Origin of the sequence: Novosphingobium pokkalii (assembly GCF_014652855.1) — a bacterium.
Classification (GTDB): Bacteria; Pseudomonadota; Alphaproteobacteria; order Sphingomonadales; family Sphingomonadaceae; genus Novosphingobium; species Novosphingobium pokkalii.
The window spans coordinates 238,412-260,817 of record NZ_BMZP01000003.1 but is presented as its reverse complement, the minus strand read 5'-3'; the positions used below and the strand labels follow the sequence as shown (position 1 = coordinate 260,817).

Sequence of the window (22,406 nt, the reverse complement as noted above, 5' to 3'; positions counted from 1 at the left end):
CGCCATGTCTGCGCAAGAGTCCGCGCCCGAGGGGCCGTCCGGCCTGCTCAAGCCCGCGCTCGCCGCGATCCAGGCGGAAATCGACGCCAGCTTCGATGCGCTGTTGCCGGTTCCCGGCGATCCGCGCGACCGGCTGGTGGAGGCCATGCGCTATGCCACCATCGGCGGCGGCAAGCGGCTGCGGCCGCTGCTGGTGACAGCGACGGCGGCGATGTATGGCGTCGATCGCCAGGCTGCCGTGCGCGCCGGCACCGCGCTGGAGGCGATCCACGTCTATTCGCTGATCCACGACGATCTGCCCTGCATGGACAACGATGACCTGCGCCATGGCAAGGCCACGGTGCACAAGGCGTTCGACGATGCCACGGCGGTGCTGGCGGGCGATGCCCTGCACGATTTCGCGTTCGAGATCCTGTCGGATCCGGCGATGAGCGGCGATCCGTTCGTGCGGGTCGAACTGATCCGCACGCTCGCGGTCAACAGCGGCATCCATGGCATGGCCGGCGGCCAGATGATGGATATCGTGGCCGAAACCGCCACGTTCGACCTGCCCACGGTCACCCGCTTGCAACAGCTCAAGACCGGGGCGCTGCTCGCCACGGCGGTGGAAATGGGCGCGATCCTGGGGCGCCTGCCGCCCGAAGGCCGCACGCACTTGCGCGGTTATGCCCGCGATATCGGCCTGGCCTTCCAGATCGCCGACGATCTGCTCGATGCCGAAGGGGACGAGGCAGCGGCCGGTAAGGCGCTGCGCAAGGATGCCGTGGCCGGCAAGGAGACCTTCGTGTCTCTGCTTGGCGTGGAGCGGGCGCGCGAACAGGCGCGCATCCTGGTGGAACAGGCGGTGGCCCATCTCGCCAGCCATGGCAGCGAGGCCGACCTGCTGCGCGAGCTGGCGCGCTTCATCGTCGAAAGGAACCACTGATGACCGTGCGCGTGGGCATCTATCCCGGCACGTTCGATCCGATCACGCTGGGGCATCTCGACATCATCCGGCGCGGGGCCAAGCTGGTCGACCAGTTGATCGTCGGCGTGACCACCAATCCTTCCAAGAACCCGATGTTCACGCCTGACGAGCGGATGGCCATGGTCCGCCGCGAGATGGACGAGCAGGGCATCGAGAACGTCACGGTGGTGGGGTTCAATGCCCTGCTGATGAAGTTTGCCGAGGCGCAGGGGGCCAGCGTGATCATTCGCGGCCTGCGCGCCGTCGCCGATTTCGAGTATGAATACCAGATGGCAGGCATGAACCAGCAGTTGAACGACCGCATCGAGACGGTGTTCCTGATGGCCGATGTCAGTCTTCAGCCGATCGCGTCGAAGCTGGTCAAGGAAATCGCCCTGTTCGGGGGTGACATTTCCGGCTTCGTCACCCCCACCGTCCGCGACGAGGTCGTGGCCCGGGTGGAGCAGGTCGGCCGCCTGGGGGACTACTGATTGCCTCATGCCAAGGCGGTTGCGGCATTTATTGCCGAATCGTTCATTGCAGTGTCAGCGCGCCGGGCCTAATCGGCGTCTTACTTATTCCAACAAGGATCGCAGGCTTGATGATCGCCCGTTCGTTTTCCAAGGCCCTGATGAGCGCTGCGCTGGCGGCCACGGCGGTCGTCTGCGTGGCAGCCTCCGGCCCGGCCATGGCGCAAAGCCAGCAGGAAAAGGCGCCCGCCCAGCCGTTCAAGCTGGACAAGGTGGTGCCCGAGCACGAGATTCCCTATGCCGTCGATACCGATCCGGCCCATGATCCGGAAAACGTGCTGGTACTCGATCTGTCGAACGGTGGCCGCGTCCTGATCCGCCTTATGCCGCAATGGGCGCCGCATCATGTCGAGCGCATCAAGACGCTGACGCGCCAGGGCTTTTACGACGGGATCATCTTTCACCGCGTGATCGACGGGTTCATGGCCCAGACCGGTGACCCGACCGGCACGGGGCAGGGCGGATCGAAGCTGCCCGATCTCAAGTCCGAATTCAACGATGCCCCGCACATGCGCGGCACCGTGTCGATGGCCCGCACCAACGATCCGAACTCGGCCAACAGCCAGTTCTTCATCGTGTTCTACCCGCGCTTTGCGCTGGACCACAAGTATACCAACTTCGGCCGCGTGATCAGCGGGATGGACGCGGTGGACACGATCGTGCGCGGCGAACCGCCCAGCAACCCGACCAAGATTGTCCAGGCCTCGATCCTGGCCGACAACAAGCCGCGCCCGGCCCCGCCGGCCGCAGCGCCGGCCGGCCCGATCACCGCCGACATGCTGAGCAAGTCGCGCTCCAACTGAGCTTGGTAGAGGCGGCCTTCGACAGGCTCGTGCCGAACGGATGCGGGATATCCATTCCCAATTCCGTTCGGGCTGAGCTTGTCGAAGCCCCTCCGCCGCGCCAACCCAGCCGCCCAAAGGACAGGCGCCAAACGCTTGCCCTGCGCCCTTGCGGCCGCTAGCGCGCAGCCCCATGCGTGTTGACCTTTTCGATTTCGACCTGCCGCCCGAAAACATCGCCCTGCGCCCGGCGCGCCCGCGCGATGCGGCCAAGCTGCTCCACGTGGCCGGTGGCGCGCCGCTGACCGACCACATCGTGCGTGATCTGCCCACGCTGCTGCGGGCAGGGGACGTGCTGGTGTTCAACGACACCCGCGTGATCCCGGCGCAACTGGAAGGCCGCCGGGGCGAAGCACGGATCGGCGCCACCCTGCACAAGCGGCTGGACTTGCGCCGCTGGCAGGCCTTCATCCGCAACGGCAAGCGCCTGAAGGATGGCGACACGATCGATTTCGGCGCGGAGGTCTCCGCCACGGCCGAAGCGCGCCACGAGGATGGTAGTTGGACGCTGTTCTTCCCCGGCGAGGAACCGGTGGAAGTCCTGCTCGAACGTGCCGGCCGCATGCCGCTGCCGCCCTACATCGCCGGCAAGCGCGAGACCGACGCGCAGGACCGCAGCGATTACCAGACCATGTTCGCGCAAAAGGACGGCGCCGTCGCCGCGCCGACAGCGGCGCTGCACTTCACGCCGGAACTGATGGCCGCGCTGGCGCAGGCGGGCATCGCGCATGAAACGCTCACCCTGCACGTGGGCGCGGGCACGTTCCTGCCGGTCAAGGCGGATGACACGGCCGACCACCAGATGCATGCCGAATGGGGGCGGATCGAGCCCGAAACCGCCGCCCGCCTCAACGCCGTCCGCGCCGCCGGCGGCCGGATCATCGCTGTCGGCACCACCTCGCTGCGCCTGCTGGAAAGCGCGGCGGACGAGGCCCGCGTGATCCACCCGTTCGAGGGCGATACGGCGATCTTCATCACGCCCGGCTACACCTTCAAGGCGATCGACGGGCTGATGACCAATTTCCACCTGCCCAAGTCGACCCTGTTCATGCTGGTTTCGGCGCTGATGGGGCTGGACACGATGCAGGCGGCCTACGCCCATGCCATTGCCGGCGGCTATCGCTTCTACAGCTACGGCGATTCCAGCCTTCTCCTGCCATAAAGCACAGTTTTTGCGCGCCAGGCCTGCGCTAACCTTTCCCATAGATAGCCAGGGAGAGCGAGCGATGGTCCCAGCGCATGTGCCGGCAGGGCGGGTGGTCGATTTCGACATTTTCAGCCCACCCGGGGTGGAGCGCGACTATTTCGCCGCGTGGCAGCGCCTGGCTGAAAGCGAAACGGGGCCGAACCACGGCCTTGTCTGGACCACGGCAAACGGCGGCCACTGGATCGCCACGCGGGGCGCGGTCGTGCGCGCGCTGTGGACCGATGCAGAGCGGCTGTCGAACGCCTGCCTGGCGGTGACGCCTGGGCTGGGCGAGGTCATGCAGTTCATCCCGCTCCAGCAGGATGGCGCCGAGCACAAGGCTTGTCGCGGTGCGGTGATGAAAGGCCTGGCCTCGCGCCACGTGATGGCGATGGAGCCGCAGGTGACTGCGGCCGCACGCGAACTGACCGCCACCCTGCGCCCGCGCGGCGCCTGCGAGTTCGTGGCGGACTTTGCCGAGATCCTGCCGCTCAACGTGTTCCTGACGATGATCGCGGTGCCACTGGAAGATCGCCCGCGCCTGCGCCGGCTGGGCGCGCAACTGACGCGGCCGGATGGCACCATGACGGTCGAGCAGCTCAAGCAGGCGGCCGACGATTACCTCTGGCCGTTCATCGCGCAGCGGCTGGAGCAGCCAGGGGACGACCTGTTCAGCCGCATCCTGGCCGAGCCGATCGACGGGCGGGCCTGGACCGTGGACGAAGCCCGGCGGATGTGCCGCAACCTGCTGTTCGGCGGGCTGGACACCGTCGCGGCGATGATCGGCATGGTCGCGCTGCACCTGGCGCGGCACCCGGAGGACCAGGAACGGCTGCGGGCCGAGCCGGAGCTGATACCGGCCGCCGCCGACGAACTGATGCGCCGCTATCCCACTGTTGGCGTCAGCCGCAATGCGGTGGCTGACGTGGCGATCGATGGTGTGGTGATCCGCGCCGGAGACCTGGTCTACCTGCCCAGCGTGCTGCACAATCTCGACCCGGCCAGTTTCGGCCAGCCCGAGCGGGTGGACTTTTCGCGCGGGCTTTCACCGATGCGTCACAGCACGCTGGGGGCGGGCGCGCATCGCTGCGTCGGGGCTGGGCTCGCGCGGATGGAAATAATCGTGTTCCTGCGCGAATGGCTGGCGGCAATGCCGCGCTTTGCACTCGCACCGGATCGGCCGGTCACCATGAAAGGGGGCAACGTCGGCGCCTGCACCGAATTGCCGCTGGTCTGGGCGGCATAGGCGCAGGGATCACCCCGCAAACCACTGCCACACCAGCCGCCCGGTCAGGGCGAGGCTCACCACGATCAGTAGCGGCCGGATCAGCCGCGCGCCGAAGCGTGTGGCGAAATGGCTGCCGATCACCGCGCCAGTCATGGCCCCGGCGCCCATGCACAGGCCGAGCAGCCACAGCACGTGGCCGCCCAGCGCGAACACGATCACGCTGGCCAGGTTGCTCGTCACGTTGAGCAGCTTGGTCAACCCGGTGGCGCGGGTCAGGCCCATGCCGCGCAGGGCGACCAGGGTGGTGGTGTAGAACTGCCCGGCGCCGGGGCCGAAGAACCCGTCATAGAATCCCACGCCGCCGGCCACGGGCAGGAACCCGCGCGGCCCCACCCGATCGTGGCGATCGCCATCGTCCATGCGCGGCGAGAGCACGGTATAGAGCGCCACGCCGATCAGCAGCACCGGCACGATCAGCGACAGCGCGCGCGCATCGAAATGCTGGATCACCAGCGCGCCCGCCAGCGCCCCGGCAAAGGTCACCGCCACGATCAGGCCATTGCCGCGCAGCGTGAACAGCCCGGCGCGGTGATAGCGCCAGGTGGCCATGGTCGTGCCGCACATCGACTGGATCTTGTTGGTGCCCAGCGTCAGGTGCGGCGGCAGGCCCAGCGTGATCAGCGCGGGCATCATGATCAGCCCGCCACCCCCGGCAATCGCGTCCACCAGGCCGGTGACGACGGCAACGGCGGTGAGCACGGCGAACAGCCATGGTTCGGGTGTGAAGGCGGTGGCATCGACCGCAGCCTGGGCAAGATGGATCAGCGACATTTGCACGCCTTGGCGTTTGCGCCTAAGGGCCGCAACTCTTCTTTCGTCCCAGATGATGGCCTGCCCCCCGATGACCCGTTTCGCGTTCCAGATCCACGCCACCAGCGGCAAGGCCCGCACCGGCACCATCCAGATGAAGCGCGGCGAAATCCGCACGCCGGCGTTCATGCCGGTGGGCACGGCGGCCACGGTCAAGGCGATGAAAGTGGAAGACGTGCGCCGCACCGGGGCCGACATCATCCTGGGCAACACCTATCACCTGATGCTGCGCCCCGGCGCGGAGCGCATGGCGCGGCTGGGCGGGTTGCACCAGTTCATGGGCTGGGACCGCCCGATCCTGACCGATAGCGGCGGCTACCAGGTGATGAGCCTGTCGGAACTGCGCAAGATCACCGAGGAAGGCGTGACTTTTGCCAGCCATCTCGATGGCTCGCGCCACATGATTTCGCCCGAGCGCTCGATGGAAATCCAGCGCCTGCTGGGCTCGGACATCGTCATGGCGTTCGACGAATGCCCGCGTGCGGACCAGCCGCGCGATGTGATCGCCCGGTCGATGGAAATGTCGATGCGCTGGGCCAAGCGCAGCCGCGCCGGCTTCGACAGCGGGGAGGAACACGCGGCGCGCTCCGCGCTGTTCGGCATCCAGCAGGGCGCGCTCGACGAAGGGCTGCGTCAGGCCAGTGCCGACGCGCTGCGCGATATCGGCTTCGACGGCTATGCCATCGGCGGCCTGGCAGTGGGCGAGGGGCAGGAGGCGATGTTTGCCACGCTCGATTTCGCGCCCGGCCAGTTGCCGGCAGATCGCCCGCGCTACCTGATGGGCGTAGGCAAGCCCGACGATCTGGTCGGCGCGGTGGAGCGCGGCGTGGACATGTTCGATTGCGTGCTGCCCACGCGCTCGGGCCGCAATGGCCAGGGCTTTACCTGGAACGGCCCGGTCAACTTGCGCAATGCCCGCCATGCCGAGGACACCGGCCCGCTGGACGAACGCTGCACCTGCCCGGTCTGCGCCAAGTACAGCCGCGCCTATCTCCACCACCTGCACAAGTCGGGCGAAATGCTCGGCGCCATGCTGCTGACCGAGCACAACCTCTCGTTCTACCAGCAACTGATGGCCGGCATGCGCGCGGCGATCGCCGAAGACCGTTTCGCCAGCTTCGCCGCCGATTTCCGCCGGGACTATCTGAGCAAAGCCTAACCTTCGCAAAACGGTTGTATTTTTCCCACCCCGCCGGCTTTCCAGCCGGCGCCGCTCTGTTATGACTGGAACAGGTCAGGCAGGGCAGGGGTGGTTATGCAGCGGCGGCTTTCGGGATTGCGCGGACTTTTGTCTGGAGTCAGCCTGGCGGTGCCGCTCTTGCTCGGCGCCACCCCGGCGCGGGCGGCCGATGGCCCGCCGCAGGACGCGCAGGCGCTGGCCAAGGCATTCGGAGCACGGGTGGGCATCAGCGCGATGAGCATGTCGCCCAATGGCCGGCTGGTGGCTTTTCTCGTGCCTTGGGGTGTTGGTCAGCAGGTGATGGTGGCCAATCTTGTCGAGGGTGGTGCGCCGCGTGCCGTGCTTGCCAGCGACAAGGCCGACGAGCATATCATGGCGTGCACCTGGCCCACCGACGAGCGCCTGTTCTGCCGCTTTTCCATCTATTCCGCCAATGTCGGAACGCCCGTCCGCTTTGCGCGCATGGTCGCCCTCGATGCAAACGGGGGCCATGTCGGCATCGTCTCGGAACGGCAGAGCAGCAGAGCCATGGGATTCGATTACCACGGCGGCGCGGTGATCGACTGGAACGGGGCCAAGCCCGGGCAAGTGTTGATGACCCGTGCGTTCGTGCCCGAGATGACCACCGGAACCCATCTGGCCCAAACCGACGAAGGTCTGGGGGTGGAAAGCGTCGATGTCGTCAGCCTGCAACGCCGTACGGTGGAGCACGGGCGCGCCGATGCTGGTGGGTATATCACCGACGGTCTGGGCCATGTCCGGCTGATGGAGCAGCTCGCCGTCAATTCCACCGGCTATGATACCGGGCGTTCGGTTTGGCTCTACCGAAAGGTGGGGGCATCCGGTTGGCAGTCCCTGGCCCGCAACGATGCCAGCGATGGTATTGGCTTGCGCGGCTTCGTGCCCGAGGCGGTCGATCCCACGCTCGATGCCGTCTATGGCTTCGACGATGGCGGTGCCGGGCACATCGCCCTCTATCGCATCAAGCTGGACGGTTCGCTGGCGCGCGAGCGGGTGCTCGGGCGGTCGGACGTGGACGTGGACGAACTGCTCACGATCGGCCGCAATCACCGCGTGGTGGGCGTCAGCTATGCCACCGAAAAGCGGGTGGTCGAATTCTTCGATCCAGCGCTCAAGGCGCTTGCGGCGGCGCTGCACAAGGCCTTGCCGGGGCAGCCGCAGATCAGCTTCGAAGATGCTTCGGCCGACGAAAGCCGGCTGCTGCTTCTGGCTGGTGGGGACACCGATCCGGGCACCTACTACGTGTTCGACAAAGCCACGCGCCATCTCGAAAAGGTGCTGTCGGTCAGGCCCGAACTCGATGGCTTGCCGCTCGCGCCGATGAAGCCGATCACCTATCCGGCGGCGGATGGCACCATGATCCCGGCCTATCTCACGCTCCCGGTTGGCAGCACCGGCAAGGGGCTTCCGGCGATCGTCATGCCCCATGGCGGCCCGAGCGCGCGTGACGAATGGGGCTTTGACTGGCTGGTGCAATTCTATGCCGCGCGCGGCTATGCCGTGCTTCAGCCCAATTATCGCGGTTCGTCCGGCTTCGGGGCCGACTGGCAGTCCAAGAACGGTTTCCAGTCCTGGCCCAAGGCGATCGGCGATATCGACGATGCCGGCCGCTGGCTCTTGTCCCAAGGCATTGCAGCACCGGGCAAGATTGCCATCGTCGGCTGGTCCTATGGCGGCTATGCCGCGTTGCAATCCGGCGTGGTCGATCCGGGCCTGTTCAAGGCGATCGTGGCAATCGCGCCGGTCACCGATCTGGCCCGCCTGCGCGACAATGCCCAGAACTACACCAACGGTGCCATCGTCGATCAGCAGATCGGCCATGGCGATTATATCAAGGCAGGGTCGCCCGCGCAGAACGCAGCAGCCATCACCGTGCCGGTCATGCTGTTCCACGGCGATGTCGATCTCAACGTGCCGGTCGATCAGTCACGCCTGATGGCCGAGCGCTTGCGCAATGCGGGCAAGGCGGTGGACTATGCCGAGTTCAAGGGCCTTGATCACCAGCTCGACAGCGCCGATGCGCGCAGCCAGATGCTTGCCAACAGCGATGCCTTTCTGCGCAAGGCGCTGAGCATCGCTCCCTGAAGGGGCGCGACGCTCCAAATCTTGTCAGGCCGCGATCGGATCGTTCGCGGTCATCACCACTTGCGTTTCCAGGCGCGTGCCGGGGTATTGTGCGAATTCGCCGGTCCGGGTGTCGAGAAAGCCGGCGCCGATCGCGCTGGCCTGGGCCTTGGCCGTTTCCAGATCGGGATACCATTTGCCGCAGCGATGCGGGGTGACGAAGCGATACATCAACATGCTGCGTCAATGCTGCTGGGCGCAGGCCGTTCCCGCTTTTTGCGCCGTGACGGTGTGATTTGCGACGATCCGTTTGTTGCGGGAAAATGCTGAAAATATTGCTTTATCGTGTCTACCAAGCGGCAGCCATGGCGGGCACGGTTTCGGCCAGGAATTCGATCCAGGCACGGGTTTTTGCGGCCGGACGGCGTGCGGGATGGGTAATCGCATAGATCGCGCCCATCGGCGCCATCGGCTGGTCCAGCGTCACTTCCACCAGGCGCCCTTCCGCCAGCGCGCGCGCGGCGATGAAGCGCGGGCCATAGACCAGGCCGAGCCCTGCCGCAGCCGCTTCCACCAGCACGTCCCCATTGTCCGCCAGCAGCGTGCCGCGCACCGGCTGGTGAATCGATCCGTCCATGCCAAAGCGCCAGATCTGCTGGCTGAAGCCCGATAGGGTGAAACCCAGGCAGTCATGCTGCGCCAGATCGCTCACCTGCCGTGGCGTGCTGCGCCGGGCGAGGTAGGCCGGAGATCCGCAGACGACCAAGTGCATGTCGGCCAGCTTGCGCGCCACCAGGCTGCTGTTGACCAGGCGGCCGATGCGCACGGCCATGTCCCAGCGTTCTTCCACCAGGTCCACCTGGCGGTCGCTCATGCCCAGCTCGACCACGATGCCGGGGTGGCGGGCGTTGAACGCGGCGACCAGCGGGGCGAGATGCAGCACCCCGAACGACATCGGCGCGCTCACCCGCAGCAGGCCTCCGATCGCAACGCTCTGGGCGGCGGCTTCCGCGTCGGCCTCGCGCAAGTCGGCCAGCACGCGCTCGGCCTTGTCGAGATAGGCGGCGCCCGCTTCGGTCAGCGACAGGCGCCGCGTGGTACGGTGGACCAGGGTGGTTCCCAGCCGTGCTTCCAGCGCGGTGAGGTGCTTGGCGGCCATGGCGGGTGACATGTGCAGCGCGCGGGCGGCGGAAGACAGGCCGCCCAGTCGCATGGCTTCCACGAACACCTCGATGCCGGTCAGTCGATCTGCCATGAATTTCCTACCCTGGGTTGAAAGACCATCTCCTGTTTCGCGTATTATCATCTGATGGTCGAAACGCCATCAAGGGCGGGATCATTTCAACAAGGACGATCCCTGTCATGACCCGTACCAAGACGTTCGCAGCTCTCGCCCTGGCTCTCGCGGTTCCCGCACTCGGCGTGCCGGCGCTGGTCGCCGCGCAAGCCACGGCCGCACCCTCGGCCGTGCCGGCGGGCACCTATCAGGTGGAAAGCCATCACACCCTGGCGGAATTCACCGTCAGCCACTTCGGCTTCAACGACTTCTTCGGGGTGATCCCCGGCGCCACCGGCACGATGACGCTCAACCCCGCCGATCTGGCGGCCACGCAGCTTGACGTGTCGCTGCCCGTCTCGGCGATCTCCACCACCAATGCGACCCTCGATGGCGAGCTCAAGAGCGCGGACTGGTTCGACGCGGCCAAGTTTCCCACCATCCGCTTCGTCGCGCGCAAGGTGACGCCCACCGGTGAGCGCAGCGCGCGCATCGATGGGGATCTGACCATGCACGGCGTGACCAAGCCGGTGAGCCTGGATGCCACGTTCGGCGGCGCGGGCGCCAACCCGATGAGCAAGGCCTTCACCGTGGGCTTTGGCGCGACCGGTACGCTCAAGCGCTCGGATTTCGGCGTGAGCAAGTATGTGCCCTTCGTCAGCGACGAAGTGCGCCTCAAGATCACCGTGGCGTTCGAAAAGAAGGCCTGAGGATCACGGGCCCGGTGCGCAAGGCGCATACCGGGCCTGTTCCGCGCCAGCCCGGCAACAAAATAGGCCGGGCAACAAAAAAGGCGGGGTGAAAACCCCGCCTTTTCCGTTTGTCTTGTCCGGATGGACCGACCGATCAGCGCGAATAGAATTCGACGACCAGGTTCGGTTCCATCTTCACCGGATAGGGCACTTCGTCGAGCGTCGGGACGCGCACGAAGGTGACCTTGTCGGCGCCTTCCTGGGCGACGTAGTCAGGCACTTCGCGTTCCGGCAGAGCCTGCGCTTCGGCGATCAGGGCCATTTCCTTGGCCTTGGGGCCGAGGGTGAGCACGTCGCCGGGGCGCACGCGGCGGCTGGCGATGTTGCACTTCACACCGTTGACGCGGATGTGGCCGTGCGAAACGATCTGGCGAGCCGCAAAGATGGTCGGCGCGAACTTGGCGCGGTACACGACCATGTCCAGGCGCTGTTCGAGCAGGCCGATCAGGTTCTGACCGGTATCGCCCTTCATGTTCGACGCTTCCTGGTAGGTGCGCTTGAACTGCTTTTCGGTCACGTCGCCGTAGTAGCCCTTGAGCTTCTGCTTGGCGCGGAGCTGGATGCCGAAGTCGGAAACCTTGCTCTTGCGGCGCTGGCCGTGCTGGCCCGGGCCATACGAGCGGCGGTTCACCGAGCTCTTGGGGCGGCCCCACAGGTTTTCACCAAGACGACGGTCAATCTTGTACTTGGACGAATGGCGCTTCGACACGCGTTCGTTCCTTTCAACTAGCGTTTGATCGGGGGAGGGCCGCAAGGGCCTTCCCGGCTGTTGTCCGGACCCGCACCATCGGGCCTGTTGCCCGATGCGGCCACCACTTCACCGGACGTGTGGGGCCAATTGCGAAGGCGCGCCTAGAACAGGCATTGCCTTCAGAGTCAAGTGCGGAAAGGCGATTTGGCGAAAACCGGGTGTTCTGGGGGGGTGGTGCCTGGTTTCGCACCACCCCCCGACCCCCTCCTCTGAAGAGGAGGGGGAGTGAGAGGTAGAGCCCCCCTTTGAGAGGCGGGGGTGTATCGCTCTAAAGCCCCCTCCTCTTCAGAGGAGGGGGTTGGGGGTGGTGGACCGGCCCACCGAGGTCAATATTCAGGGCCGCTCGCCCGGCTCGCGCCGCAAGGTGGACAGCACGCCGCGCAGCGTGCGGATTTCCAGGTGATTCCACGCCGGCTTGGTCAGCATCGTGCGCAAGGTGCGGCGGCTGGCGGCGGCGCGGCTTTCCGGCAGGAAATAACCGCGCGGCTCCAACAAGGCGCACAACTGGGCGAACATGCCCTCGAACTCTTCCTGCGGGGCAGGGGGCAGGAGGTCTTCCACCGTGGGCTGCACCAGCGCGCCGGCGGCGGCCTGGTGCTTGGACCATTCATAGGCGCACAGGATCACCGCCTGGGCCAGATTGAGCGAGCCGAATTCGGGATTGATCGGCACGGTCAGGATCGTGCGGGCCAGCGCCACGTCGTCGGTTTCCAGGCCCGAACGCTCCGGCCCGAACACCAGCGCGCTGCGCCCGTCTTCCACCACGATCGCGCGGGCCGCTTCCTCGGGCGTGACGACCGGCTTGGTCACCCCGCGCTTGCGCACGGTGGTGGCATAGACATGGGCGCAATCGGCCACTGCCTCGGCCAGGGTGTCAAACACCTGGGCCTGCTCCAGCACCAGGTCCGCGCCAGAGGCGGCGGGGCCGGCCGAAGGATTGGGCCAGCCATCGCGCGGGGCGACCAGGCGCATGTCGGTAAGGCCGAAGTTCAGCATGGCGCGCGCGGCCTTGCCGATGTTTTCGCCCAGTTGCGGGCGCACGAGAACGATAACGGGTTGGGCAGGCATGATCAGCGGGCCACTTCCTGCACGGAAGAGGCGAATTCCTCGAAATCGCGGGCTTCGGAAAAGTCGCGGTAGACGCTGGCAAAGCGGATGTAGGCGACACTGTCGAGCTGGCGCAGCGCGTCCATCACCATCTCGCCGATCACCTTGGACGGCACTTCGCCATCGCCCATGGTCTCGATCTGGCGCTGGATGCCGGTGACGAGCTGGTCCAGCCGTTCCTGGCTCACCGGGCGCTTGCGGCAGGCGAGCGCGACGGACTGTTCGATCTTGGTGCGATCGAACGGCTCGCGACGCGGCTCGCTGCCATCGCCCTTGTTCTTCACCACCAGCACTTCGCGCAGTTGCACGCGCTCGAACGTGGTGAAGCGGGCGCCGCAGCTTTCGCATTGGCGCCGCCGGCGGATCGAGGTGTTGTCCTCGGTCGGCCGGCTGTCCTTCACCTGGCTGTTGTCATGGGCGCAGAACGGGCAACGCAAACGCTCAGAGCTCCGGGTAGATGGGGAACTTGGCGCACAGGTCGGCCACGGCATCGCGCACGCGCTGTTCCACCTGGCCGTCGCCTTCTTCGCCATTGCGGGCAAGGCCATCCACCACCTGGGCGATGAGCTGGCCGACCTGGCGGAATTCATCCTCGCGGAAGCCGCGCGTGGTGCCGGCCGGGGTGCCCAGGCGAATGCCCGAGGTGACGAAGGGCGAGCGCTTGTCGAAAGGCACGCCGTTCTTGTTGCAGGTGAGCCAAGCGCGATCGAGGCCCTTTTCCGCCGCCTTGCCGGTCACGTCCTTGGCCGAGAGGTCCACCAGCATCAGGTGGTTGTCGGTGCCGCCCGAAACGATGCCGAGGCCGGCATCTTTGAGGCTTTCCGCCAGCGCCTTGGCATTGGCAACGACCTGGTGGGCATAGGCCTTGAATTCCGGACGCAGCGCGTCGGCAAAGGCCACGGCCTTGGCGGCGATCACGTGGACCAGCGGGCCGCCCTGGAGACCGGGGAACACTGCGGTGTTGAACTTCTTGGCCAGCGTCTCGTCGTTGGTCAGGATCACGCCGGAACGGGGGCCGCGCAGGCTCTTGTGCGTGGTGGTCGTCACGACATGGGCATGCGGGATCGGCGAGGGATGCGCACCGCCTGCCACCAGGCCGGAGATGTGCGACATGTCGACCAGCAGCCAGGCACCCACTTCATCGGCGATGGCGCGGAAAGCGGCCCAGTCCCAGGTGCGCGAATAGGCGGTGCCACCGGCGATGATCAGCTTGGGCTTGTGCTCGCGGGCCAGGCGGGCGACCTCGTCCATGTCGATCAGGTGATCGTCGGCGCGCACACCGTAGGGGATCGGGTGGAACCACTTGCCGCTCATGTTGACCGGCGACCCGTGGGTGAGGTGGCCCCCCGAATTGAGATCGAGGCCCATGAAGCTGTCGCCGGGTTGGAGCAGCGCCAGGAACACGGCCTGGTTCATCTGGCTGCCCGAGTTGGGCTGCACGTTGGCGAATTCGCAGCCGAACAGCTTCTTGGCGCGTTCGATCGCCAGGTTTTCCACCACGTCGGCATATTCGCAGCCGCCGTAATAGCGCTTGCCCGGATAGCCTTCGGCATACTTGTTGGTCAGCACCGAACCGGTTGCTTCCAGCACGGCCAGGCTGGTGATGTTTTCCGAGGCGATCAGCTCGATCTTGGTCTGCTGGCGCTTGAGTTCACCCTGGATCGCGGCGAAGATCTCGGGATCGGCCGAAGCGAGGTGTTCGGTGAAGAAGCCTGCCGTGCGGACTTCCGGCGATGCGGTGGCAGCGGTGGACATCGGTGGGGCTCCTTTTCAGAGTGCGGGATTGGAAAGCTTGGTAACCCGGCGCACGTGGCGGTCGCCGGCAAAGGGCGTGGCGAGGAACGCCTCGACGCAGGCCTTGGCCATGTCCAGCCCGGTCAGGCGGGCGCCCATGGCCAGCACGTTGGCATCGTTGTGCTCGCGAGAGAGCTTGGCCGAAAGCGGTTCACCCACCAGGGCGCAGCGCACGGCCGGGTTGCGGTTGACGGCGATGGAAATGCCGATGCCCGAACCGCACAGCGCAATGCCGCGCTCGGCTTCGCCGGCGGCCATGGCGCTGGCCAGCTTGTAGCCATAGTCGGGGTAGTCGACGCTGTCGGCGTTGTAGGGGCCCAGGTCGGCCACATCATGGCCCAGCTCGCCCAGCCATTGGACGAGATCGGCCTTGAGCGCCAGGGCGGCGTGATCGGAAGCAATGGCGATGCGCATGGGCTATAACGGTTCCAGCGGCCCGTGACGGGCTGATGATGGGGCTTGTCGCGCCCCCCTAAACCCATTGCGCGCGCTGCGCCAGATTAATTGGCCTTATGCTGCACCCTTTGCCCCGATGGGTGGGCGCCCTGTGCCGAGGCGCCTCCCGTCGAACATCACTGGCCGGCGTGGGCGGCGGCGATCTTCTTGGCAACGTCGGGATGCGCCGTCAGGTAGCTGGTGAGTTCCGCCCTGAATTCCTTGGCCACGCCCATGCCCACTTCCATGCCATCCCGGTTCATGGCGGTCATCACGGTGACGACGTCCGGGTCCTGCACCAGATCGGCCGCGTGGGAGAGGTAGCGGCTGCCGGCCGGAGTCTGGGCGAAGGCCAGGATCGCATGGAGATCCTCGCGCGAGAAATGACGGACATAGGCGCGGGTCATCGCATCGACCATTTCGGGCACGCGGCGCTCCATCGCCGGGCGCATCGCGGCGGGCATCTTCTCGAACATGCGCGCGACGATCTGTTGCAGGCCAGGGTCGTCCACGCCCATGATGCCGCCCATGTTGCCCTGCATGGCGCTCATCATCGTCCTGGTCACGCGCTCGACGATGGCCAGCCGCTGCTCGGGCGGCAGGATCACGGCGATGATCTGGCTGGCCACTTGCATGTCGGCCGGATCGAGCGGACGGGCGGCTGGCGGCGGCGTCTGCGCCTGCGCGGCGGAGGGCAGGGCTGCGGTGCCGGCAAGGGCCAGACCGGCGACGGCAACAAGGTGGCGGGCAGGCAGCATCGAACTCTCCCAATGTGCGGCTTGGCGGAACAAGCCCGCCGTGTGCCGTTCGTTGCGTGTTGTTGCTTGAAGGTAAAGCGGTTTCTGGGCCGAAACGAAAACGGGGCGGCATCGCTGCCGCCCCGTCCCGATTGTCATGCCGTGCGATGCGCTCAGCGGAACGAACCGCTGATCGAGACACCGATCGTGCGCGGATCGTTGTAGATCCCGGCGCGATAGTTGGAGGTGTCGATCACGCCGATCAGGTTGCGCTTGTCCGTCAGGTTGCGGGCAAACACCGCCAGTTCATAGCGGCCCCAGGCGAAGCCGGCCTTGGCGCCGAGTTCGTAGTTGCCGTTCGAGGTGTATTCCACCGTCTTGTAGGGCACATACATGGTATAGCCCTGGAGGTTGAAGTCCGCGCCCACGAACGCGCGCAGCTCGTCGCTGAGCGGCAGGTCATAGCGGCCCGACAGGTTCAGGTTGAACTTGGGCGCGTTGGGCAGCGGGTTGCCGTTGATCTGCGCGAAGTAGTTCGCGCCGACCTGCTTGACCGGGTTGAGCACGGTTTCCGACAGCACGCCAGCGGCCGAACCGGCCTGGGCATAGACGTTCGGATCCTTCACTTCGGTGTGCAGCACGCTCACGCCGATGTCGAAGCGCAGGTTCTTCGACGGACGCAGGCCCAGTTCGGCTTCGGCGCCATAGCCCACCGCCTTGTTGGCGTTGAACAGCACGCCGCTGCCGTTGCTGTCGTTGCCGTTCAACTGGATGTCGGTGACGGTGTAGTAGAACCCGGTCAGGTTGAACGTCAGCGCGTTGTCCAGCCAGGCGCTCTTCAGGCCGGCTTCCCACGAAGTGTTCTTTTCCGAATTCGCCGTGGTGAAGGGCGAGTTGAACACGGCCGAACGGCCCTGGATCGTCGGGCCACGGAAGCCGCGCGCCACGCGGGCAAACAGCGAGAGGTCCGAAGTCGGGCGATAGAGCAGGCTGGCGTCAAAGCTCGGCTGCGTGTCCGACAGGCGCACGGTCTTGGGCGCGTTGGCCGGGAACGTCTCAAGGCCGGTCACGGTATTTGCGGTCTTGAGCAGCGAGGTGGTCTTGGTGTCGTTCGACAGGCGCGCGCCGGCGGTGAAGCGCAGCTTTTCGGTCAGGTCATAGCTGGCCTGGCCAAACACCGCCCAGCTCGTGTTGACGTTGTGCAGCAGCACCCAGTTGTTGGGGTTGGGCGTGCCGCCCAGCGCGTTGCTGGTCAGGAAGTAGGCGCGCTGGTCGAACTCGGTATAGTCGCGCGAGTCGAAGTAGATGCCGCCAAGCTGCCACTTGAAGCGCGCCGCATCCGGGCTGGCGAGGCGCAGTTCCTGGCTCCACTGGTTCAGGCTGCGCAGCACGCCACGCGATTCGCCATAACCGGCGCCGCCGAAGTTTGCCGCCGCACCGCCGTCGGTGTCGCCACGGCTCGAACCGTGCGACGCTTCATAGGCAGTGATCGAGGTCAGCGTCATGCTGCCCAGGTCCTGCACGGCCTTGAGCGAGACGCCCTTGGTCTTGTAGGCCTGCGGGTTGTTGCCGCCTTCGTCATAGGCCACGTTGGTCAGGTCCAGGTTTTCCGGCACGGTGTGCGTGCCCTTCTGGATCGAACCGCGATAGAAGATCGAGGCGCTGCCGTCGTAGTCGCGGTAGTGGCCCGACAGGCGCAGCGACAGGGTTTCGGTCGGCTGGGCGAGCAGTTGCAGGCGCACGTCGCGCTCGTTGAAGCCGCCCATCACGTTGTTGCCGGGCTTGGTGCCGTCATCGCTGACGCCGGTGTAGGTGTTGTTGATCCAGTTGTCGCGGTGCTGGTACAGGCCCGACAGGCGGAAGCTGATGCGGCCGTCCGCAGTCAGCGGGCCGCCAACGCCGGCATCGACGTTGATCGCGTTGCGGCTGCCCCAGCTCGCGCTGCCCTGGCCCTGCCACGTTGCCGTGGGCTGGGCGGTGTCGAACTTGACGATGCCGGCCGTGGTGTTGCGGCCGAACAGCGAGCCCTGCGGGCCGCGCAGCACTTCCACCTGGGCAATGTCGAACGCCGGGTTCGACTTGAGCACCACGTGCTCCATCACCACGTCGTCCTGGATCACCGAGACCGGCTGCGAGGCGCCGAGGTAGAAGTCGATGTTGCCCAGGCCACGGATGTAGAAGCGCGGGAAGATGCGGCCCGTGGTCGATTCGACGTTCAGGCTGGGCACGCGGCCGGCCAGCGACAGCAGCGTGTCGGCGCCAGCGGCCTGGAGGTTGTGCAGCAGTTCGGGCTTCATCACCGCCACCGACACCGGCACGGACATGATGTTTTCCTGGCGGCGCTCGGCGGTCACGACAATGGCGTCGCCGGTGTCGGCAGCGGCATCAGTAGCGGCTGGCGCGGCATCCTGGGCGAAGGCAGCCGGCGAAACGGCCGCAAGGGCAACGCCCGCCAGCATGGCGGACGCAAGGGTGATGGTACGCATGGAAATTCCCCTGGAGAGGTGGACGCGGTCTTTGCCGCTGTTGTGGTCCCTGCCGGGGCTATTAGCGTTTTGTGTCAGACCTGTGTCAGACTAATGCAGCGCTGTGTCGGTTTCACCTGATACTGATGCCGCATTGCAACACAGGCTATCGTGGTTCCCGCAAACGCAAAGAGGCGCCAGGCCGGGGCCGGGCGCCTCTCTCGTGTTGCGGCAGCAATGCGTTCGTTACTGATCCAGGAACGAGCGCATCTTGCGGCTGCGGCTCGGATGCTTGAGCTTGCGCAGGGCCTTGGCCTCGATCTGGCGAATGCGTTCGCGCGTCACCGAGAACTGCTGGCCCACTTCCTCCAGCGTGTGGTCGGTGTTCATGCCGATGCCAAAGCGCATGCGCAGCACGCGCTCTTCGCGTGGGGTCAGGCTGGCCAGAACGCGGGTCACGGTTTCCTTGAGATTGGCCTGGATGGCCGCATCCACCGGGATGATCGCGTTCTTGTCCTCGATGAAATCGCCCAGGTGCGAATCTTCCTCGTCGCCGATCGGCGTTTCGAGGGAGATCGGCTCCTTGGCGATCTTCATCACCTTGCGCACCTTTTCGAGCGGCATCGACAGACGCTCGGCCATTTCCTCGGGCGTGGGCTCGCGGCCCTGCTCGTGCAGGAACTGGCGGCTGGTGCGCACCAGCTTGTTGATCGTCTCGATCATGTGCACCGGAATGCGGATGGTGCGCGCCTGGTCGGCGATCGAGCGGGTGATCGCCTGGCGGATCCACCACGTGGCATAAGTGCTGAACTTGTAGCCGCGGCGATACTCGAACTTGTCCACCGCCTTCATCAGGCCGATGTTCCCTTCCTGGATCAGGTCCAGGAATTGCAGGCCACGGTTGGTGTACTTCTTGGCGATCGAGATCACCAGGCGCAGGTTCGCCTCGACCATTTCCTTCTTGGCGATGCGCGCCTCGCGCTCGCCCTTCTGGACCATGTTGACGATGCGGCGGAATTCGGCGAGCTGCATGCCCGTGGCCGAGGCAATGTCCGACACTTCGGCGCGGATGCGTTCCACGGCCGAGGCTTCGTTGGCGGCAAAGGCCGCCCACTTCTTGTCGCGCGTGGCGAGCGACTGCAACCAGCCTTCGTCCAGCTCGCGCCCGACGTAGTGATCGAGGAAATCCTTGCGGCTTACCTTGTGGCGCTCGGCCAGGCGGAGCATCTGCCCGCCCAGCGTGGTCAGCCGGCGGTTGAACGCATAGAGGTTGTCGACCAGGTATTCGATCTTGGAGGCGTGGAACTGCACGCTTTCCACCTGCGCGGTCAGTTCCTCACGCAGCTTGTGGTATTCGGCTTCCTTGGCCGCCGAGAACGGCAGGCCCAGGCCAAGCGCGTCCAGGCGTTCGCCCTGAAGCTTTTCAAAGGCGCGGAACAGGCTGGTGATTTCGGCGAAACGCTCCAGCGCCGCGGGCTTGAGCGTGGCTTCCATCTGGGCGAGGGAAAGGGTGTTGTCCTCTTCCTCTTCCTCGGCGGGACGCGCGCGGCGTTCGCGCAGCTCGTCGTCCTCGTCCTCGGATTCCTCTTCCTCGACGTCTTCCTCTTCCTTGAAGGAGGGGCCGGCGGTGGCTTCGCTGATTTCGCCGTCGGCTTCCTCGCCGTCTTCGGACAGGTTTTCCGGTTGCGGCTCCTTGGACAGCATGGCGTCGAGATCGAGGATCTCGCGCAACTGCATCTCGCCCGCGTTGAGCGCTTCGGACCACTGGATGATGGCGTGGAAGGTGATCGGGCTTTCGCACAGGCCCATGATCATGGTGTCGCGGCCGGCCTCGATGCGCTTGGCGATTGCGATTTCGCCCTCGCGGCTGAGCAGTTCCACCGCGCCCATTTCGCGCAGGTACATGCGCACCGGGTCATCGGTGCGTTCCACGGTTTCCTTGCGCTTTTCCACCACCGGGCGGTCGTCCATCCCGGTGTCGGTGTCTTCGGCTTCCTCGGCCTCGCGCTCTTCGGGATCGACCGCGTCCTCGTCGCTCTCGACGATGTTGACGCCCATTTCCGAGATCGCGGCCATGATGTCCTCGATCTGCTCGGACGACATCTGGTCTTGCGGCAAAGCCTCGTTCAGCTCGTCATACGTGATCACGCCGCGACGCTTGGCGCGCGCGATCAGCTTCTTGATCGAAGCCTCGTTAAGGTCGATCAGCGGTGCATCGCCGCTATCGGTCTTGTCGTTGGAAGCCATTAACCCCGATACCACCCTTTGACGTCGTGCCGCGTTGGGACTTGCCAGGATCGCATCCGGTCTCGGGCGATCCCTATACCTCTATTATAACGATGCACGAGTGCGTGCCATTTGCCCTAACCGGGTCAACAATGCCAGCCTTCGTTCGCGCAATCGTTGCTGTTCGGCAAAGCTTTCGTCGGATAATTCCGTTTCAAACCGCTCTGTCGCCTGCGCCAGCGCGGTTTCCACCGCCGGAAGATCGACGACAAGCTCGATAGCTTCGGCCAGTTCGTCGAGCGCGGTGGCGCTCGCTTCCGAAACGAAGCCGAATCGCAATCCGTCGTAATCGTCTGCCGACGGCACCCGAAGCTGCCGTTCCGCCAATATGGGGCGCAAGGCGGCGCTTTCAAGCGGCGCGCCCGATTCGGCAAAGGCCAGCAGCGCATCGAGCAGTGCGGCCATGCCTGGATCGGCCGGGTGAATGCGCGCCAGCGCCTCGCCATGGCGGGGCAGGGCAGCCGGGTGGGTCACCAGCCCGGCGAGCACGGCGGCGAGCAGCGCATCGCCCGAGCCGACTTTCTGTTGCAGCCGGGTGGCCGTGGCGGCGGGCAGGGGCGGCGGCGCCGGCTTCCACGGACCACGCCCGCGCTGTCCGCCCTGAAAACTCCCGCCGCTCGGGCGCGGGGTGAATGCAGGGCGCTCGCGCCGGGCAAAGGCCAGCTCGCCAAAGCGATCGAGCAGTTCGCGGCGATAGAGCGTCTTGATATCGGGATGCTGGATCGTTTCGCAATGGGCCAGCAGCCGCGCTTTCAGCCCGGCCTTGTCTTCGGGCGTGGTAAGCGGCGCGGCCTCGCGCTCGCCATCCCACAGCACGTCGACCAGGCTGCGCGCGGTGCCCAGCAGGTCGAGCATCGCCTCGCGCCCGCGCTTCTTGACCACGTCGTCCGGGTCCATGCCATCGGGCAGAGTCACGATGCGCAAGCTGTGGCCGGGGCGCAGCAGGGGCAGGGCGCGCGTCACCGCCTTCATCGCCGCGCGCTGCCCGGCGGCGTCGCCATCAAAGCACAGCGTCGGGCATTCGGTCACGCGCCACAGCCGCTCGATCTGGTGCTCGGTCAGCGCGGTGCCGAGCGGAGCCACCGCCTCGGCAATCCCGGCGGCGGCCAGGGCCACCACGTCCATATAGCCTTCCACCACCACGATGCGCGCGGCCGAGCGGGCGGCGGGCGCGGCGCGGTGCAGGTTGTAGAGCGTGCGCCCCTTGTCGAACAGCGGCGTGTCGGGCGAATTGAGATACTTGGGCGCGTCGGTCTTTTCCGCCGTCAGGATGCGGCCGCCGAACGCGATGATCCGCCCGCGCTGGTCGGCGATCGGCAGCATCAGCCGCCCGCGAAAGCGATCGTAGGGCGCCTTGCCGTCCACCACGATCTGCAAGCCGGCCTCGATCAGCATGCCTTCGGGAAACTGCCCCAGCGCTTCCTTCAGGGCAGTGCGGCTGTCGGGTGCATAGCCAAAGCCGAATTCGCGCTGGATGCGCTCGGGAAACCCGCGCGAGGCGAGGTAGGCGCGCGCCTGCTCGCCGCCCGGGCCTTTCAGGCTGCTGACAAAGAACTCCTGCGCCGCCTGCATCACGTCGTGCAGCGATTTGGCCGCCTGCGCGCGCTGCGCCGCCTGGCGGTCCATCTCGGGCATGTCCATGCCCGCCTGCGCCGCCAGTTCCTTGACCGCCTCGATGAACGGTAGGCCCTGGTGATCGGTCATCCAGCGGATGACATCGCCATGCGCGCCACAGCCAAAGCAGTGGTAGAAACCCTTCTCGTCGTTGATCGTGAAGCTGGGCGTCTTCTCGTTGTGAAACGGACAACACGCCTTGAACTCACGCCCGGCCTTCTGCACGCGGATCGACCGCCCGATCACGCCCGACAGCGAGATCCGGTTGCGCAGTTCATCCAGCCATTGCGGGGTCAGGCTCAAACTCCCCTCCCGCTTGCGG

Annotated in this window: 20 protein-coding genes; 8 read left to right on the top strand and 12 right to left on the bottom strand. The window is 66.0% G+C overall.

The window, feature by feature from the left end; all coding sequences use genetic code 11:
* The first annotated feature begins 4 nt into the window (after nt 1-4).
* The 5 genes from IE191_RS04795 (at nt 5) to IE191_RS04775 (ending at nt 4,750) form a co-directional block, all read left to right on the top strand.
* Nucleotides 5-925 (top strand): polyprenyl synthetase family protein, encoded by a 921-nt coding sequence (locus IE191_RS04795; RefSeq protein WP_191323219.1) that lies wholly within the window; start codon nt 5-7, stop codon nt 923-925.
* Nucleotides 925-1,437, top strand: a complete 513-nt coding sequence (coaD, locus tag IE191_RS04790) for a pantetheine-phosphate adenylyltransferase (RefSeq protein ID WP_191323218.1) — start codon at nt 925-927, stop codon at nt 1,435-1,437. Before IE191_RS04795 ends, coaD begins: the two co-directional genes overlap by 1 nt.
* Before the next feature lie 110 nt (nt 1,438-1,547).
* The gene (locus IE191_RS04785) at nt 1,548-2,279 is read left to right on the top strand and encodes a peptidylprolyl isomerase (protein WP_229815106.1); all 732 of its coding nucleotides are present in this window, start codon (nt 1,548-1,550) and stop codon (nt 2,277-2,279) included.
* Between the two features lie 172 nt (nt 2,280-2,451).
* Nucleotides 2,452-3,480 carry a tRNA preQ1(34) S-adenosylmethionine ribosyltransferase-isomerase QueA gene (gene queA, locus IE191_RS04780; RefSeq protein WP_191323217.1) on the top strand — a complete coding sequence of 343 codons (1,029 nt, stop codon included), beginning with the start codon at nt 2,452-2,454 and terminating at the stop codon, nt 3,478-3,480.
* Nucleotides 3,481-3,544: 64 nt separating this feature from the next.
* Nucleotides 3,545-4,750, top strand: a complete 1,206-nt coding sequence (locus tag IE191_RS04775) for a cytochrome P450 (RefSeq protein WP_191323216.1) — start codon at nt 3,545-3,547, stop codon at nt 4,748-4,750.
* A gap of 9 nt (nt 4,751-4,759) precedes the next feature.
* Here IE191_RS04775 and IE191_RS04770 read toward each other — a convergent pair whose 3' ends face one another.
* Nucleotides 4,760-5,563, bottom strand: coding sequence for a TSUP family transporter (locus IE191_RS04770; protein ID WP_191323215.1), 804 nt, complete (start codon nt 5,561-5,563; stop codon nt 4,760-4,762).
* 70 nt (nt 5,564-5,633) lie between these two features.
* Here IE191_RS04770 and tgt point away from each other — a divergent pair, with 70 nt between their 5' ends.
* Both tgt and IE191_RS04760 read left to right on the top strand, forming a co-directional pair.
* Nucleotides 5,634-6,761: a tRNA guanosine(34) transglycosylase Tgt gene (tgt, locus tag IE191_RS04765; protein ID WP_191323214.1), complete on the top strand. Its 1,128-nt coding sequence runs from the start codon at nt 5,634-5,636 to the stop codon at nt 6,759-6,761.
* A 129-nt stretch (nt 6,762-6,890) separates the two neighbouring features.
* On the top strand, nt 6,891-8,888 hold the full coding sequence (locus IE191_RS04760) for an alpha/beta hydrolase family protein (RefSeq protein WP_229815105.1): 1,998 nt from the start codon (nt 6,891-6,893) through the stop codon (nt 8,886-8,888).
* Between the two features lie 24 nt (nt 8,889-8,912).
* Here IE191_RS04760 and IE191_RS04755 read toward each other — a convergent pair whose 3' ends face one another.
* A complete protein-coding gene (locus IE191_RS04755) occupies nt 8,913-9,104 on the bottom strand; it encodes a hypothetical protein (RefSeq protein ID WP_191323213.1) in 192 nt (63 codons plus the stop codon).
* Nucleotides 9,105-9,216: 112 nt separating this feature from the next.
* Nucleotides 9,217-10,122: a LysR family transcriptional regulator gene (locus tag IE191_RS04750; protein ID WP_191323212.1), complete on the bottom strand. Its 906-nt coding sequence runs from the start codon at nt 10,120-10,122 to the stop codon at nt 9,217-9,219.
* Between the two features lie 107 nt (nt 10,123-10,229).
* On the opposite strand from IE191_RS04750, the gene IE191_RS04745 reads away from it, so the two are divergent.
* Nucleotides 10,230-10,853, top strand: coding sequence for a YceI family protein (locus IE191_RS04745; RefSeq protein WP_191323211.1), 624 nt, complete (start codon nt 10,230-10,232; stop codon nt 10,851-10,853).
* Nucleotides 10,854-10,989: 136 nt separating this feature from the next.
* Here IE191_RS04745 and rpsD read toward each other — a convergent pair whose 3' ends face one another.
* The 9 genes from rpsD to dnaG form a co-directional block, all read right to left on the bottom strand.
* Nucleotides 10,990-11,604 carry a 30S ribosomal protein S4 gene (gene rpsD, locus IE191_RS04740; RefSeq protein ID WP_191323210.1) on the bottom strand — a complete coding sequence of 205 codons (615 nt, stop codon included), beginning with the start codon at nt 11,602-11,604 and terminating at the stop codon, nt 10,990-10,992.
* Nucleotides 11,605-11,979: 375 nt separating this feature from the next.
* Nucleotides 11,980-12,714 (bottom strand): RNA methyltransferase, encoded by a 735-nt coding sequence (locus IE191_RS04735; RefSeq protein ID WP_191323209.1) that lies wholly within the window; start codon nt 12,712-12,714, stop codon nt 11,980-11,982.
* Between the two features lie 2 nt (nt 12,715-12,716).
* Nucleotides 12,717-13,154: a transcriptional regulator NrdR gene (gene nrdR / locus IE191_RS04730; protein WP_373299239.1), complete on the bottom strand. Its 438-nt coding sequence runs from the start codon at nt 13,152-13,154 to the stop codon at nt 12,717-12,719.
* A 40-nt stretch (nt 13,155-13,194) separates the two neighbouring features.
* Complete coding sequence (gene glyA / locus IE191_RS04725) at nt 13,195-14,508, bottom strand: serine hydroxymethyltransferase (RefSeq protein ID WP_191323207.1); 1,314 nt, start codon at nt 14,506-14,508, stop codon at nt 13,195-13,197.
* A gap of 15 nt (nt 14,509-14,523) precedes the next feature.
* Nucleotides 14,524-14,961 carry a ribose 5-phosphate isomerase B gene (gene rpiB / locus IE191_RS04720; RefSeq protein ID WP_191323206.1) on the bottom strand — a complete coding sequence of 146 codons (438 nt, stop codon included), beginning with the start codon at nt 14,959-14,961 and terminating at the stop codon, nt 14,524-14,526.
* Nucleotides 14,962-15,119: 158 nt separating this feature from the next.
* Nucleotides 15,120-15,740, bottom strand: a complete 621-nt coding sequence (locus tag IE191_RS04715) for a DUF2059 domain-containing protein (RefSeq protein WP_191323205.1) — start codon at nt 15,738-15,740, stop codon at nt 15,120-15,122.
* 152 nt (nt 15,741-15,892) lie between these two features.
* Entirely contained in the window at nt 15,893-18,205 is a 2,313-nt protein-coding gene (locus IE191_RS04710; RefSeq protein ID WP_191323204.1) for a TonB-dependent receptor, read from the bottom strand.
* Nucleotides 18,206-18,430: 225 nt separating this feature from the next.
* Nucleotides 18,431-20,431, bottom strand: a complete 2,001-nt coding sequence (rpoD, locus tag IE191_RS04705; protein WP_191323203.1) for an RNA polymerase sigma factor RpoD — start codon at nt 20,429-20,431, stop codon at nt 18,431-18,433.
* A gap of 84 nt (nt 20,432-20,515) precedes the next feature.
* Nucleotides 20,516-22,387, bottom strand: a complete 1,872-nt coding sequence (gene dnaG, locus IE191_RS04700) for a DNA primase (RefSeq protein ID WP_191323202.1) — start codon at nt 22,385-22,387, stop codon at nt 20,516-20,518.
* Between the last annotated feature and the right edge of the window lie 19 nt (nt 22,388-22,406).

What these genes read in the sequence shown, in the direction of transcription:
- IE191_RS04795 (WP_191323219.1), top strand. Translation starts at nt 5, where the DNA reads ATGTCTGCGCAAGAGTCCGCGCCCGAGGGGCCGTCCGGCCTGCTCAAG.
- coaD (WP_191323218.1), top strand. Translation starts at nt 925, where the DNA reads ATGACCGTGCGCGTGGGCATCTATCCCGGCACGTTCGATCCGATCACG.
- IE191_RS04785 (WP_229815106.1), top strand. Translation starts at nt 1,548, where the DNA reads ATGATCGCCCGTTCGTTTTCCAAGGCCCTGATGAGCGCTGCGCTGGCG.
- queA (WP_191323217.1), top strand. Translation starts at nt 2,452, where the DNA reads ATGCGTGTTGACCTTTTCGATTTCGACCTGCCGCCCGAAAACATCGCC.
- IE191_RS04775 (WP_191323216.1), top strand. Translation starts at nt 3,545, where the DNA reads ATGGTCCCAGCGCATGTGCCGGCAGGGCGGGTGGTCGATTTCGACATT.
- IE191_RS04770 (WP_191323215.1), bottom strand. Translation starts at nt 5,563, where the DNA reads ATGTCGCTGATCCATCTTGCCCAGGCTGCGGTCGATGCCACCGCCTTC.
- tgt (WP_191323214.1), top strand. Translation starts at nt 5,634, where the DNA reads ATGACCCGTTTCGCGTTCCAGATCCACGCCACCAGCGGCAAGGCCCGC.
- IE191_RS04755 (WP_191323213.1), bottom strand. Translation starts at nt 9,104, where the DNA reads ATGTTGATGTATCGCTTCGTCACCCCGCATCGCTGCGGCAAATGGTAT.
- IE191_RS04750 (WP_191323212.1), bottom strand. Translation starts at nt 10,122, where the DNA reads ATGGCAGATCGACTGACCGGCATCGAGGTGTTCGTGGAAGCCATGCGA.
- IE191_RS04745 (WP_191323211.1), top strand. Translation starts at nt 10,230, where the DNA reads ATGACCCGTACCAAGACGTTCGCAGCTCTCGCCCTGGCTCTCGCGGTT.
- IE191_RS04735 (WP_191323209.1), bottom strand. Translation starts at nt 12,714, where the DNA reads ATGCCTGCCCAACCCGTTATCGTTCTCGTGCGCCCGCAACTGGGCGAA.
- glyA (WP_191323207.1), bottom strand. Translation starts at nt 14,508, where the DNA reads ATGTCCACCGCTGCCACCGCATCGCCGGAAGTCCGCACGGCAGGCTTC.
- rpiB (WP_191323206.1), bottom strand. Translation starts at nt 14,961, where the DNA reads ATGCGCATCGCCATTGCTTCCGATCACGCCGCCCTGGCGCTCAAGGCC.
- IE191_RS04715 (WP_191323205.1), bottom strand. Translation starts at nt 15,740, where the DNA reads ATGCTGCCTGCCCGCCACCTTGTTGCCGTCGCCGGTCTGGCCCTTGCC.
- IE191_RS04710 (WP_191323204.1), bottom strand. Translation starts at nt 18,205, where the DNA reads ATGCGTACCATCACCCTTGCGTCCGCCATGCTGGCGGGCGTTGCCCTT.
- rpoD (WP_191323203.1), bottom strand. Translation starts at nt 20,431, where the DNA reads ATGGCTTCCAACGACAAGACCGATAGCGGCGATGCACCGCTGATCGAC.